The following is a 13,658-nucleotide window of genomic DNA, read 5'->3' as shown; positions in this document are numbered from 1 at the left end:
CACGCGCGGCACCCGGCAGTGGATGAAGGCCTTGAACTGGAAGAAGTGCAGATGCTGCCAGGTGCGCTCCACCCGGTCGTGCACCGGCTGGTCCGCCGCCCCGCAGACCGGACAGGCCAGCCGGGCCGTATCGCACGACACCTCGAAGTGGATCGCCCCCTCATCCGGACGAAACGACACGCTGTCTACCGCCCACGGCGGCGTCAGCCCCAAAGCCTGGGTGAAGAGTTGTTCTTGCATCCGCCAAGGCTGACATCATCCGGCGGCCCGTTCCACACCAGACGCGATGGAGCCTGCGGATTTCCCGGCAGGAACTGGCGCGGCTGGTGGGCTGCTCGCGCGAGATGGCCGGGCGGGTGCTGAAGAAACTGCAGGCCGATGGCAAGCTGCATGCCCGCGGCAAGACCGTGGTGCTGTACGGCACGCGATAGAACAGAAGGTGATCCTGCGCATGAGCCACGCGTTTTCTCCCGGCCCCGATCTGGACGTGGATCTGCGCAATGCGGTGCCGGCCGATGCCGATGACGTCGCCCGTCTGCTGTGTGAGCTGGGCTACCCGTGCGACATCCAGGATGCCGCCGAACGGATCAGCACGATTCTCGCCAACGATCGCCAGGCCTTGGTGCTGGCGCGACGGCAGGGGGCGGTGTGCGGCCTGGTTGCGCTGGATTTCATGTACTACCTGCCACTGGGCACCACCACCTGCCGGGTCACGGCGCTGGTGGTCACGCCCAGTGCCCAGGGGCAGGGGATTGGCCGGGCATTGCTGAAAGAGGCCGAGCGTCGTGCCCGGGCGGGGGGCGCGGCGCGGATCGAACTCACCTCCGGCGCCCAGCGGACTGAGGCGCACGCCTTCTACCGCGCCTGCGGCTACAGCGACAGCTCGGTGCGTTTCGTCAAGCCTTTGGGATCGGCCTGACCGCTTCCGGTGTGGCGACCGGTTCACCGCCGCGCCCAGGGCAGCCCCAGTTGAGGATCGGTGTGCTGGGCGGCAGGACGCGCCGGAACATGCGCACCCGGCCGGGTTTGGGGTTGACCACGACCGGCCGGGCGGCTGCCTGCAACAGCGGCAGGTCGGCGCTGCTGTCGGAGTAGGCCACGGCGATCGGGCCGGTCAGGCCGGCGTCGTGCAGCATGCGCAGCTTCATCCGGTGGTGGCAGTGACGCTCTGCCACCATGCCGCCGAAGTGTGGGCCGAGCCGGGTGCCGATCACCGGCACGTCCTCGATATCGGCGGCACCGGCCAGGATCGCCCGTGCCAGCATCGGTGGCGCGCCGGTGGCCACCACCACCCGATCCCCATGCGCACGATGCTGGCGCAGCACCTCCAGGGCCTGTGGCAATAGCCGTGCCTGCAGCGCGTGGCGATGGGTGTGCACGTAGTGGTCGATCAGGGCGTCGAGCGTGCGCTGGTCGTGCACGCCTAGCGTGCCGGCCCAGACGAATGCGGAAATGCCGGCACGACGGGTCGGCAGGAATGCCACCAGCGGGCCGGCTACGGGCGCCAGCAGCAGCGCCAGCAGGCGGCGCCACCAGGCGCGTTCGATCAGCCAGCGGAACAGGTGGCTGCCGGAATCGCCGTGGTAGAGCGTGTGGTCAAAATCGAACACCACCAGCGGGGCATCGGCGCGGGCATCAGGCGCGGCCGCTGTCATGCAAACAGCTCCTGCAGCGCCGCCCCTGGATCCGGCTGGCGCATGAAGGCCTCACCCACCAGGAAGGCATGCACGCCGGCTTCGCGCATACAGGCGACATCGGCGCGGGTGAGGATGCCGCTTTCGGTCACCAGCAGGCGATCGGCAGGCACCGCTGCCTTGAGGTCCAGCGTGGTCTGCAGCGATACCTCGAACGTCTTCAGGTTGCGGTTGTTGATGCCCAGCAGGCGCGCCGGCACCGGCAGAGCGCGCTCCAGTTCGTCGAGATCGTGCACTTCCACCAGCACATCCATGCCTAGTTCGGCGGCGAGGAAAGCGAACTCGGACAGCCGGGTGTCGTCCAGCGCGGCGGCGATCAGCAGCACGCAGTCTGCGCCCAGTACGCGGGCTTCGTAGATCTGGTAGGGATCGATCACGAAGTCCTTGCGCAGCACCGGTAGCCCGCAGGCGGCGCGTGCCTGCTGCAGGTAGGTATCGCTGCCCTGGAAGAAATCGATGTCGGTCAGCACCGACAGGCAGGCTGCACCGGCGGCAGCGTAGCTGCGGGCGATCGCCGCCGGGTCGAAGTCGGCGCGAATCACGCCTTTGCTGGGGCTGGCTTTTTTCACCTCGGCGATCACGCCGGGCTGGCCGGATGCGATGCGTGTGGCCAGCGCATCGGCAAACCCGCGTACCGGCGGTGCCGAGGTGAGGCGTGCCTGCAGATCGGCCAGCGGCAGGTGGGCGGCACGTTCCGCCACTTCAGCATGCTTGCGGGCCAGGATGGTGTCGAGAATGGTGCTCACGAGGGTGTCGGGAGAGTGGGGTCAGGTCAGCCCGGCCAGTGTCCGGGTCGTGGCGATGTAGTCGTGCATGCGCGCACGGGCGCTGCCATCGGCAATCACGGCGCGCGCCCGTGCCAGGCCATCGGCGATGCTGTCGGCGATGCCAGCCGCATACAGCGCAGCGCCGGCATTGAGAGCAACGATGTCGCGGGCTGGGCCGGGCTGGTCGTTCAGCACGCCGCGCAGCATGGCGATCGATTGTTCGGGAGTGTCCACTTTCAGGTTGCGGCTGGCCGACATGGCGATACCGAAATCTTCCGGATGGATGTCGTATTCACGCACCTGGCCGTCGCGCAGTTCCGCCACCAGGGTGGCGGCGCCCAGGGAGATTTCGTCGATGCCGTCGCGGCCCCACACCACCAGCGCGCGCTCTGCGCCAAGTGCGCGCAGCACCCGCGCCTGGATACCGACCAGATCAGGATGGAACACCCCCATCAGGATGCTCGGTGCGCCAGCAGGGTTGGTCAGCGGCCCGAGAATGTTGAACAGCGTGCGCACCCCCAGCTCGCGCCGCACCGGTGCCACGACCTTCATCGCCGGGTGGTGAATGGGCGCGAACATGAAGCCGATGCCGGTGCGGGCAATCGCGTCGGCCACCTGTGCCGGTTGCAGTTCCACCACCGCGCCCAGGGCCTCCAGCGCATCGGCGCTGCCGGATTTGGACGACACGCTGCGGTTGCCATGCTTGGCCACCCGCGCGCCTGCGGCTGCCGCCACGAACATCGCACAGGTGGAGATGTTGAAGCTGTGCGCGCCGTCGCCACCAGTGCCGACGATATCGACCAGATGGCGGCGATCCTGCACCGGCACCGGCAAGGCGAACTCACGCAGCACCGACGCCGCGGCGGCGATTTCGTCCACGGTTTCCTTTTTCACCCGCAGGCCGGTGAGAATGGCGGCGGTCAGCACCGGGCTGACTTCGCCACGCATGATCTGGCGCATCAGATCGACCATCTCGTCGAAGAAGATCTCGCGGTGCTCGATGGTGCGCTGCAGGGCTTGTTGCGGCGTGATGGGCATGACGGCAAGGCGTTATGACAGAGGGATGTAGTCACTGCCGGTGGTGATGCCGGCATGCGGGCCGGGCAGCAGGTGCACATGCAAACCGCCGATCGGGCCGAGCGGCAGGCAGGCATCGACCTCGAACAGGGCATCGCGGTGCGGCGAGTGCCAGTTGTGCCCGGCTGCGGCCAGCGCCTTGCGCTTGGCGTCTGCCAGCGTATCGGCCACCACCAGCACATAGCGGTGGTCTTCGCCGAACAGACCGTCCAGGTACCCGCCGAGATTGGCGAAATACAGGCGCGGTGCGTCGGCCGGCGGTGGCTCCGGGTGGAGGCGCACCTGCCAGCCGTCAACGCCATCCACCTCCATCCAGGCATCGATATGCAGCCCCTTGGCATCGCCAAACCACTGCTGCCGCAGTTGCGCGTGGGTGTTGGCGAGGCTGTCGGCCACTGCAAACACTACGTCGTGCAGTTCGACATGAGCACGTGGATGCGCCCCGCCGAGCAGCACCACGAACAGCCGGAGGGTGGGATCGAAGCAGGGGCCGGAAGCCGCTGTAATCATCGCGTGATTCGCTCCAGGAAGTTTTTCAGCAGAGCGTGGCCGTGCTGGGTGAGGATGGATTCAGGATGGAACTGCACGCCTTCGACCGGATGTTCGCGGTGGCGCAGGCCCATGATCGCCTCCATGGAGCCGTCGCTGTTTTCGGTCCACGCGGTGACTTCAAGGCAATCCGGCAGGCTGGACATGTCCACCACCAGCGAGTGGTAGCGAGTGGCTTCGAAGCGATCCGGCAGGCCGGCGAACACGCCCTTGCCGGTGTGGCGGATGTTCGATGTCTTGCCATGCATGATCCGGCCGGCACGCACCACCCGGCCGCCATAGGCCTGGCCGATGCTCTGGTGGCCCAGGCAGACGCCGAAGATGGGGATGCGGTGACCCAGCTGCTGGATCAGTGCGAGCGAAATGCCCGCCTCGTTGGGCGTGCAGGGGCCAGGGGAAATCACGATGCCTTGCGGCGCAAGTTCCGCGACCTCGTCCACCGTGAGTGCGTCATTGCGTTCCACCCGCACGTCTGCGCCCAGTTCCTGCAGGTACTGGACCAGGTTGAAGGTGAAGCTGTCGTAGTTGTCGAGCATCAAGAGCATGGCGGCCTGCAACTGCGCTGCGGGAACCGGTGGGGCCCGGCAGGATACCCCAAGCCCGGGTAGCGACTCACGCGGCTGCGGGCAGCAGCACCTGCACACGTAGCCCAGGGGCGTTGTCCAACAGCGTGACCTGGCCGCCATGGTGGCGCGCGATGGCGCGCACCAGACTCAGGCCCAGGCCGATACCTGGTGTGCCGCGGTGGGCTTCCAGCCGTTGGAAGCGGTCGAACACACGCTCGCGTTCGGTCTCGGGGATGCCGGGGCCTTGATCGGCTATCTGCAGGCGGATGCCAGAGGGGATCGATTCCAGTGTCACCTCCACGGTGCTGGCGGCGGGTGCGTACTTGAGTGCGTTGTCGAGCAGGTTCACCACCAGCTGGAACAGCTGGTCACGGTCGCCCCTGACGGATGCGGTTGCGTGCAGGCGGGTGTCCAGCCGGATGCCCCGCTCGGCACCGATCGGGGCGTACAACTCCACTGCATCGTCGATCACCGTGCGCAGATCCACCACCGGGGCATCGGTGTCCAGCGTCTGGGCTTCGATGCGGGCCAGTCGCAGCAGGGCGCCAAAGGCCTGCAGAAGCTGGTCGGTTTCGGCGACGGCACGTTCCAGCCGCAGCTGGACGGGCTCCGGCAGCGCCTGCTGGCGCAGCTCTTCGAGCTGGTTGCGCAAGCGTGTCAGCGGTGTACGCAGATCGTGGGCGATATGGTCGGTGGCGTGACGGACGCCGTCGAGCAGCTCCTCGATCCGATCCAGCATGGCATTGAACCGATGCGCGACCTGGTCGAAGGCATCGCCGCTGTGATCCAGCGGCGCGCGCAGCCCCAGTTCGCCGGCGCTGACCCGGGCGGCGGTGGCCTCCAGTCCACGCAGGCGCTGGGCCACCCAGCGCGAGGTCAGCCAGCCCACCAGTGCGGCCAGCACGGCGGCGATCAACAGTGCACGCAGCGCGGCCTCCTGCATCAGCCGGAGCAGACGGTCCTGGGCCTGTAGCCGGCGGCCGGTCAGTAATACTTCGCCACCGGGCAGGCGCTGTTCGAAGGCAATGACCCGCAGGGTATCGTCAGCGGACTCCGACGCATGTTCGCGGAACTCCACCCAACGTCCGTGCGGCCCTGGCAGGCTGGTGTCCGGACGCTGGCCGACCAGGGCGCTGCCATCGGCGGCGCTGAGCGCATACACCGCGTCTGGATCGCCGTCATCGCCCTGGATGCGCGCCTGCAGCTCTGCTAGCAGCCCAGCGCGGCCGCTTTCGCGGTAGGTATCGACCAGAGCCACGGCATCGGCACGCACCAGATCGCGGGTATCGTGCAGTAGCAGGCTGGAAACTGCGTAATACAGCCCGCCACCGATCAGCACCACCGCCGCCAGAAAGCTGCCCATCACCAGCAGGGCCAGGCGGGCGCTGGTGGAGGGCAGGAAGCGCTTCATTCCGAGAGCCGGTAGCCGGCACCACGCACGGTGTGCAGCATGGGTCGAGAGAAGCCCTGGTCGATCTTCTGCCGCAGCCGGCTGATGTGGACGTCGATCACGTTGGTCTGCGGATCGAAGTGGTAGTCCCACACACTCTCCAGCAGCATGGTGCGGGTCACCACCTGGCCGGCATGGCGCATCAGGTATTCCAGCAGGCGGAACTCGCGCGGTTGCAGCTCGATCCGGCGACCTTCACGCTGCGCCTGGCGCGCCAGCAGATCCAGTTCCAGATCACCGACCTTGAGCCGGGTCGGTTCGCGTTCGTTGTGCTGGCTGCGACGGACGATGCCGTCCAGGCGTGCACTTAGTTCGGCGTAGGCAAATGGTTTGACCAGGTAGTCGTCGGCACCGGCGCGCAGCCCCTCGACACGATGGTCGGTCTCGCCCAGGGCAGTCAACATCAGGATTGGCACCGAATTGCCGGCACCACGCAGGGTGCGCAGCAAGGTCATGCCGTCCAACCCGGGCAGCATGCGATCCAGCACCAATGCGTCGTAGGGTTCGGTGGTGGCAAGAAACAGCCCCTGCTTCCCGTCGCTGGCGTGATCCACGCTATGACCGTCCTCCCGCAGCCCTTTGCTGATGAAGGCAGCGGTGTGGGCATCGTCTTCGACCAGCAGAATGCGCATGGGCCCTCCTGGAAAAAGAATACCCCGCAAGCAGGCTGCCGCGGGGTATTACAAGCTGTAGGCGGCCGAGCAGTGAGGTGGGAGAAGCCCCGTCAGCAGACGGCCGCCTGCACGCAGAGGAACGGACGGTTTACTTCTTGGTCGGTGCGCTGTTGGCTGCATTGGCCGGCGCGGCGGCCTGCGCCTTGCCGTGCTTGTGGTGCTTGCGATGGTGCTTCTTGTGCATGGCCGGCTTGGCATCACTGCTGGCGCTGGCCGACGGGGTAGCGCTGCTGTTGGACTGGGCAGGAACGGCGGCGGCTGCAGTGCCGGCCAGAGCAGCCAGGGTCAGGCCGATCAGGGTCTTGCTCAGGGTCTTCATCGCGGAATCCTCGTTGGAGTGGGCGGGCTGGGAGGCTTCCCAGTGCAGGTGCAGGATGCGCCTGCGGGTCTCACCGCGCGCTTGCCGCCGGATGAACGTTTTTTAATGCAGGCGCTTACAGCCCCTTCGCCGCCTGCGCCACCGCGCGGAACAACGCGCGCCCCTTGTTCATGGTCTCGTCCCACTCCATCGCGGGGTCGGAGTCGTAGACGATGCCGGCACCGGCCTGCACGTATAGGCGGCCGTCCTGGATGACCGCGGTGCGGATGGCGATGGCGGTATCGGCATCGCCGTGCCAGCCGATGTAGCCGATCGCGCCCGCGTACACGTTGCGCTTGACCGGCTCCAACTGGCGGATGATTTCCAGCGCGCGGATCTTCGGCGCGCCGGACACGGTGCCGGCGGGGAAGGTGGCGCGCAGCACGTCGGCATAGCTCAACCCGTCCTTTAGGCGGCCGGTCACTTCGCTGACGATGTGCATGACGTGGCTGTAGCGCTCGATCACGAAACGCTCGCCGACCTCGACGCTGCCGGCCTGGGAAACGCGGCCGACGTCGTTGCGGCCAAGATCGATCAGCATCAGATGCTCGGCGCGTTCCTTCGGGTCGGCCAGCAGCTCGGCTTCCAGCGCCTGGTCTTCTGCCGCCGTGCGGCCGCGCGGGCGGGTGCCGGCGATCGGTCGCACCGTGACCTTGCCGCCCTGCAGGCGCACCAGGATCTCCGGCGAAGAGCCCACGACCTGGGTTCCGCCCACATCAAGGAAATACATGTAGGGCGACGGGTTCAGCGCGCGCAGGGCGCGGTAGACATCCACCGGGCGGGCGTGGAACGGCACGCTCAGGCGCTGGCTGAGCACGACCTGGAAGGCGTCGCCGGCGCGGATGTAGTCCTTCACCTGCTCCACTGCGGCGATGAAACCCTCGCGGGTGAAGCCACTGACGAAGTCGGTTTCGTCCAGCGCCTTGGGCTGCAGGGTTTCGGGATAGGGCGCGCCGCCGTGGCGCAGGCGATGCGTCAGCGCGTCCAGCCGGCGGTTGGCGCGTGCCCAGGCCTGCGGCTCGCGCGGGTCGGCGTGGACGATCAGGTACAGCCGGCCTTTGAGGTTGTCGAACACCGCCAGCGCGTCGCTGAGCATCAGCAGGATGTCGGGCGTGCCGAGTTCGTCCGGCTTTGTCTGCGCACGCAGGCGCGGTTCGATGTATTCGATGCATTCGAAGCCGAACCAGCCCACCAGCCCGCCGGTGAAGCCGGGCAGTCCTTCGAGTTGCGGCACCTTGTGGGCGGCGCGCAGACGCTCGACCTCGGCCAGCGGGTCGGCCACGTCGCGCGTTTCCACCACTTCGCCGTGTTCGCGCACGGACAGCGTATGGCCACGGAACTCGTACACCCGCCGCGCCGGCAGGCCGATGATGGAGTAGCGCCCGAAGCGCTCGCCGCCTTCGACCGATTCGAACAGGTAGGTATGCGGCCCGTCGGCCAGCTTCAGATAGACCGACAGCGGCGTGTCGAGATCGGACAGAACTTCCCGGACGACCGGGACGAGGGTGAAACCGTCAGCGGCGGACTGCTGGAATTGATCGTGCGTGGTCACGGAGCGGGGCCTTCAGAGAATGCATGGGGACGGACGAAGCGGCATTGCCACGCCACCATCGCCAACCATGCTCGAAAGAAGGAATCGCCCGGTCCATGCCGCCACTGTAGCGGCAGCCGGCGTCATCGCGCAAATGCAATTGGGTCATCAAACGGTCATCGGGCGTGCCGAGCATGGAAGGCCATCGCAAGGAGGATGGATGGGCAGGACGCCCTTGTCTTTGCAGGCAGCCGCGTGTCGGTCTGCCCACTCCACCCGGCCGGGATCGGCGGCCGGGTGGAGGGCTGTGGGGTCTCAGCGAGGCTTGGCTGGCGCCGGCGGCGGGACGGCCTGCGGACGCATGGCGTCGCGGGCGGCCTTGAACGGGTTGCCGGGGCGCCAATTGGGCCACTGCCCGTTATTGGCGAGTTGATCGCCCACGGTGTAGAGGGCCTGCAGATCCTCGACGATGCCGTCCAACTTCCAAGTGGCGGGATCGAACTGATCGGCCGGGGTGTGGTAGCGGTGCGTGGTGTAGTCGCGGGTGGCCGCTTCGCCGGCGGCGCGGCCGCCTTCCCGCAGGTCTTCGCCGCTGTCGATGTAGAGCGCCGGCACGCCGGCTTTGGCGAAGTTGAAGTGATCGGACCGGAAGTAATAGCCAGCGGCAGGGTTGGATTCCTCGCTCAGGCGGCGACCCTGGGCGCGCACGGCTTGCGCCAGCAGATCCTCCAGTTCGGAATTGCCTTTGCCGACCACGGTGATGTCGCGCGCCCTGCCAATCGGCGCCAGGGCATCGATGTTCATCACTGCCACGGTCTTGGCCAGTGGGATCACCGGATGGGTGACGTAGTACTTCGAGCCGAGCAGACCGGACTCCTCGAGGGTGACCGCCAGGAACAGGATCGAGCGCTTGGGTGGCGTCTTGGCATGGCGGAATGCTTCAGCCAGTTCGAGGATGCCGGCCACGCCGGTGGCGTTATCCACGGCGCCGTTGTAGATGTTGTCGCCGGGCTCGCCCTCGTGGGTGCCCAGGTGATCCCAGTGCGCCATGTAGAGGATGGCTTCGTCCGGGGCTTGGCTGCCGGGCAGCAGGCCGAGCACGTTGTGTGATTCGGCGGTGCTGACGGTGCTGTCCAGACGCACGGACGCCGTGGCGGGCAGCGCGACCGGGCGGAAACCGGGCCGGCTGGCGGCGGCGCGTAACTGGGCCAGATTCAGCCCGGCTGCCTTGAACAAGGCCTCGGCGGCTTCGCCGGTGATCCAGCCCTGGATCGGCAGGCGGGGGGCCGGATCGTCTTCCACGCGCAGGTCGTATTGCGGGCCAGACCAGGAATTGCGGACCACTTCCCAGCCATACGAGGCGCCCGGAGTGTCGTGGATGATCAGCGCGGCAGCGGCTCCTTTGCGCGCGGCTTCCTCGAACTTGTAGGTCCAGCGGCCGTAGTAGGTCATCCGTTCGCCGTCGAACAGGCGCGGGTCATGGGTGTGGAATCCAGGGTCATTGACCAGCATCACCACGGTCTTGCCCTTGACGTCCACCCCGGCGTAGTCATTCCAGCCACGCTCCGGCGCGTCCACGCCATAGCCGACGAACACCAGCGGGCTGTCCACGATGTCCACGCGGGTCTGGCCGGTGCGGGTGCCCACCACCATGTCGGTGCCGAAGGCCAGATCCTGGCGGGTCTCACCAATCTTCAGGTGCAGCACTGCATCCGGATGGGCGGTGGTGCGCAGCATCGGCACGGTCTGCACCCAGGATTCCCCATTGCCGGGCTGCAGGCCGATGCGAGCGAACTGTTGCTTGATGTACTCGATGGTCTTCTGCTCGCCGGCGCTGCCCGGGCCACGCCCGCCGAATGCATCGGAAGCCAGTTGTTCGACATGGGCGGCGAAATCGGCTGCGGTGATATCAGGCTGGAAGGCATGGTCACCGGCGACCGGTGCGCTGGTGTGCACGGTCGCGCTGACGTCACTGGCTGTGGCCGGTGTCTGCCCGGATCCGGATGGCGCGCAGGCGCACAGCAGCATGGCGAGCAACAACGGGGAGGTTCGCATGGGCAGGCTCCGCAAGGGTGAAGGGTGATTCTAGCCAGTGTTGGCGGAGAGGCAGCCGCCCGGCAGGGCACGTCGGCATCGCTACAATCCGCATTCCGTCACTGTTGCAGGCTTTGCCGTGTCCCAACCCGCATCGCGCCCCAAACCTGTCGTGCTGCTGATCCTGGATGGCTGGGGTCACCGCGAGGAGACCGCCGACAACGCCCTGGCGCTGGCCAATCTGCCGAACTGGCGTGCCCTGCTCGCACACTGCCCGCATACCCTGATCCACACCGAGGGCCGCTATGTCGGACTGCCGGACGGGCAGATGGGCAACTCGGAAGTCGGCCACATGAACCTCGGGGCCGGCCGGATCGTGTATCAGGATCTGACCCGGATTGATGCGGCGATCGAGGACGGCAGCTTTTTTGCCAATCCGGAGCTGACGGCCGCTTGTGCCGCGGTCAAGGACAATGGCGGCACCTTGCACGTGATGGGATTGCTGTCGCCCGGCGGTGTGCACAGCCACGAGCGGCATCTGTTTGCGATGCTCGAACTGGCCCACCAGGCGGGTGTGGCGCAGGTGGCGGTGCATGCGTTCCTGGATGGCCGCGATACTCCGCCGCAATCGGCAGAGGCCAGCCTGCGCGCCTTGCAGGCACTGTGCGCGCAACTGGGCAATGCCAGGGTGGCCTCACTCTGCGGGCGCTATTACGCAATGGACCGCGACAAGCGCTGGGAACGGGTGGCGCGTGCCTGGCAGGCGATCGTCGAGGCCGAGTCCGAGCATCGCGCTGACGATGCCCTGACCGCGTTGCAGGCAGCCTATGCGCGCGGCGAGACTGATGAGTTTGTCGCGCCCACTGTGCTCGCCGGTGCCCAGCCGATGCGTGATGGCGATGCCGTGGTGTTCATGAACTTCCGGGCCGACCGGGCGCGCCAGCTGACGGCCGCGTTCGTGGCGCCGGGGTTTTCCGGCTTTACGGCACGCCGCCCGGCGCTGGCACGGTTTGTCTGTCTCACCGAGTACGATGCCAGCCTGCCAGCCTCGGTGGCCTTCCCGCCGGAGGATCTGCGGCAGACCTTCGGTGAGGTGGTGGCAAACGCCGGTCTGACCCAGCTGCGCATTGCCGAGACCGAAAAATACGCGCATGTCACCTTCTTCTTCAGCGGTGGGCGTGAGGAGCCGTTCCCCGGCGAGGAGCGCATCCTGATCCCCAGCCCGAAGGTGGCCACCTACGATCTGCAACCGGAAATGAGCTGTCCCGCGCTCACCGACCGGCTGGTCGAGGCCATTGCCAGCGGCCGCTTCGATGCCATCATCTGCAACATCGCCAACCCCGACATGGTGGGGCACACCGGTGTGCTGGAAGCGGCGATCCGCGCGGCCGAAGCCGTGGATCAGGCGATCGGCAGAATCGTGGCAGCCGTGCGTGCGGCAGGCGGGGCGCTCATCATCACCGCCGACCACGGCAATCTGGAGATGATGCGCGACCCGGTCACCGGCCAACCGCATACCGCCCACACCGTGGGCCCGGTGCCACTGGTTTATGTCGGTGACCGGCGGGTGGCGTTGCGGGAGGAGGGGGCGCTACGCGACGTGGCGCCGACCCTACTGGCTTTGATGGGATTGCCACAGCCCATCGAGATGACCGGGCAGAGCCTGCTCGTGCCGGTGTGATGCGACGCCATGCCGCCATCTTCGTGTGTGTGCTGCCCCTGCTGGCACTGCCTGCAGGCGCAGTGGCACAGGCGGTCAACGATGCCCGCGAGGCCGAGCAGACGCTCAAGCGCGTCCGCAGCGAGCTGCGTCAGGTATCGGCGCAGCGGCGCCAGCTGGAAGGCCAGCGCGGGCAGGTCAGTCAGCGGCTGCGTCAGGTCGAACAGCAGATCACGCAGTTGCAGCGTGCCTTGCAGGACACCCAGGCGCAGCTGCAGGCCGATGCCGACGCACTGGCGCGACTCAAAGCCGAACGTGCCCGCCAGGCGGGCGCGCTGGATGCGCACAAAGCCGAGCTGGCCCGCCTGCTGCGCGCCGCCCAGGCGACCGGCGACGCACCGGCCCTGAAGGCGCTGCTGGCGCAGGATCGGGTCGATGAGGCGGCACAAAAGCTGGCCTATCAAGGCTATCTGCAGCGTGCCCAGGTCGAGCGGGTGCGCACGCTCAGCGGCGAAATCAGTCGTCTGCAGGCGCTGGAAGCCGAGATCGAAACGCGCCAGCAGGCATTGGATGCCGCACGCCAGCAGCAGGCCCGGCAGTTGGCCGGGTTGCAGCACGCCCGCCAGCAGCGTGCCGAGCTGCTGGCCGAACTGGAGCGTCAGTATCAGGACCGCAGTGCCCGCGAGCAGGCGCTAGGTCAGGACGCACGCGCCTTGCAGCAACTGCTGGCCCGCCTGCGTGCGGCTGCTGCCGAGGCCGAGCGACAGGCGCGCGCCAAGGCCGAAGCCGAGCGGCAGGCCCGCGCACGCGGCGCGCCGGTCGTCACGCCCCCAGCCAGGCCGCTGCAGCCGAGCCGGCAGGTGGGCGGCGCCAGTTGGCCGGTGGCCGGTGGCCTGCTGGCCGGTTATGGCGGGCGCATGCCCGATGGCCGGCGCAGCGATGGTGTGCTGATCGCCGCCACGGCGGGCACGCCGGTGCGCGCGGTGGCCGATGGCACGGTGGTGTTTGCCGACTGGATGACCGGCTACGGCAACATCCTCATCATCGACCACGGCAACGGCTACATGAGCCTGTATGCCCATGTGGCAGCACTCCTGGGCAAGCCAGGGCAGTCGGTTCGCCGCGGCGACAGCGTCGCCACGGTCGGCAGCACCGGTGGACAGGAGACGCCTGCGCTGTACTTCGAGCTGCGCCGCAATGGCAATCCGGTGGATCCTTCCGTCTGGCTGGGTCGGCCATGAGCGCCTGCGGTACAGCGCGGCCGGTCGCGGTGGGGCGTGGTCATGGCGGGTTGTTGC

The 13,658-nt window shown here is 67.6% G+C and carries 13 protein-coding genes and 2 pseudogenes; 4 read left to right on the top strand and 11 right to left on the bottom strand.

Going from position 1 to position 13,658, the window contains the following annotated elements:
• Positions 1 to 240 (bottom strand): transposase family protein (locus BUA29_RS01135; protein ID WP_143148759.1); only part of this gene is annotated, 240 nt, incomplete at its 3' end.
• A 53-nt stretch (positions 241 to 293) separates the two neighbouring features.
• On the opposite strand from BUA29_RS01135, the pseudogene BUA29_RS01130 reads away from it, so the two are divergent.
• Both BUA29_RS01130 and BUA29_RS01125 read left to right on the top strand, forming a co-directional pair.
• Positions 294 to 431, top strand: a pseudogene (locus tag BUA29_RS01130) (helix-turn-helix domain-containing protein); the annotation flags it as partial.
• A 20-nt stretch (positions 432 to 451) separates the two neighbouring features.
• Positions 452 to 919 (top strand): GNAT family N-acetyltransferase, encoded by a 468-nt coding sequence (locus BUA29_RS01125; protein ID WP_084602286.1) that lies wholly within the window; start codon positions 452 to 454, stop codon positions 917 to 919.
• Here the strand turns inward: BUA29_RS01125 and BUA29_RS01120 are convergent.
• The 10 genes and pseudogenes from BUA29_RS01120 to BUA29_RS01075 all read right to left on the bottom strand — a co-directional run.
• Entirely contained in the window at positions 897 to 1,655 is a 759-nt protein-coding gene (locus BUA29_RS01120; protein WP_072754797.1) for an HAD family hydrolase, read from the bottom strand. The two genes, BUA29_RS01125 and BUA29_RS01120, sit on opposite strands and share 23 nt — an antisense overlap.
• Positions 1,652 to 2,440 (bottom strand): indole-3-glycerol phosphate synthase TrpC, encoded by a 789-nt coding sequence (gene trpC, locus BUA29_RS01115; RefSeq protein ID WP_072754796.1) that lies wholly within the window; start codon positions 2,438 to 2,440, stop codon positions 1,652 to 1,654. The genes BUA29_RS01120 and trpC overlap by 4 nt, the downstream gene beginning before the upstream one ends.
• A 21-nt stretch (positions 2,441 to 2,461) precedes the next feature.
• Complete coding sequence (gene trpD, locus BUA29_RS01110; protein ID WP_072754795.1) at positions 2,462 to 3,499, bottom strand: anthranilate phosphoribosyltransferase; 1,038 nt, start codon at positions 3,497 to 3,499, stop codon at positions 2,462 to 2,464.
• Between the two features lie 12 nt (positions 3,500 to 3,511).
• Positions 3,512 to 4,048, bottom strand: a complete 537-nt coding sequence (locus tag BUA29_RS01105; protein ID WP_072754794.1) for a DUF1543 domain-containing protein — start codon at positions 4,046 to 4,048, stop codon at positions 3,512 to 3,514.
• Positions 4,045 to 4,632, bottom strand: coding sequence for an anthranilate synthase component II (locus BUA29_RS01100; RefSeq protein WP_072754793.1), 588 nt, complete (start codon positions 4,630 to 4,632; stop codon positions 4,045 to 4,047). The genes BUA29_RS01105 and BUA29_RS01100 overlap by 4 nt, the downstream gene beginning before the upstream one ends.
• A gap of 67 nt (positions 4,633 to 4,699) precedes the next feature.
• A complete protein-coding gene (locus BUA29_RS01095) occupies positions 4,700 to 6,064 on the bottom strand; it encodes a HAMP domain-containing sensor histidine kinase (protein WP_072754792.1) in 1,365 nt (454 codons plus the stop codon).
• Positions 6,061 to 6,735 (bottom strand): response regulator transcription factor, encoded by a 675-nt coding sequence (locus BUA29_RS01090; protein WP_072754791.1) that lies wholly within the window; start codon positions 6,733 to 6,735, stop codon positions 6,061 to 6,063. The genes BUA29_RS01095 and BUA29_RS01090 overlap by 4 nt, the downstream gene beginning before the upstream one ends.
• Before the next feature lie 130 nt (positions 6,736 to 6,865).
• Positions 6,866 to 7,096 (bottom strand): hypothetical protein, encoded by a 231-nt coding sequence (locus tag BUA29_RS01085; RefSeq protein ID WP_072754790.1) that lies wholly within the window; start codon positions 7,094 to 7,096, stop codon positions 6,866 to 6,868.
• 115 nt (positions 7,097 to 7,211) lie between these two features.
• Positions 7,212 to 8,687, bottom strand: a complete 1,476-nt coding sequence (gene trpE, locus BUA29_RS01080; protein ID WP_072754789.1) for an anthranilate synthase component I — start codon at positions 8,685 to 8,687, stop codon at positions 7,212 to 7,214.
• A gap of 301 nt (positions 8,688 to 8,988) precedes the next feature.
• Positions 8,989 to 10,721, bottom strand: a pseudogene (locus tag BUA29_RS01075) (M28 family metallopeptidase); the annotation flags it as partial.
• Between the two features lie 118 nt (positions 10,722 to 10,839).
• Here BUA29_RS01075 and gpmI point away from each other — a divergent pair.
• Both gpmI and BUA29_RS01065 read left to right on the top strand, forming a co-directional pair.
• Entirely contained in the window at positions 10,840 to 12,381 is a 1,542-nt protein-coding gene (gpmI, locus tag BUA29_RS01070) for a 2,3-bisphosphoglycerate-independent phosphoglycerate mutase (RefSeq protein WP_072754787.1), read from the top strand.
• On the top strand, positions 12,381 to 13,601 hold the full coding sequence (locus tag BUA29_RS01065) for a murein hydrolase activator EnvC family protein (protein ID WP_084602284.1): 1,221 nt from the start codon (positions 12,381 to 12,383) through the stop codon (positions 13,599 to 13,601). Before gpmI ends, BUA29_RS01065 begins: the two co-directional genes overlap by 1 nt.
• The last annotated feature ends 57 nt before the right edge of the window (positions 13,602 to 13,658 follow it).

This window comes from Thermomonas hydrothermalis, from assembly GCF_900129205.1.
GTDB classification, from domain to species: domain Bacteria; phylum Pseudomonadota; class Gammaproteobacteria; order Xanthomonadales; family Xanthomonadaceae; genus Thermomonas; species Thermomonas hydrothermalis.
The sequence above is the reverse complement of the archived record's forward strand: the minus strand, read 5'-3'. Positions and strand labels throughout refer to the sequence as shown.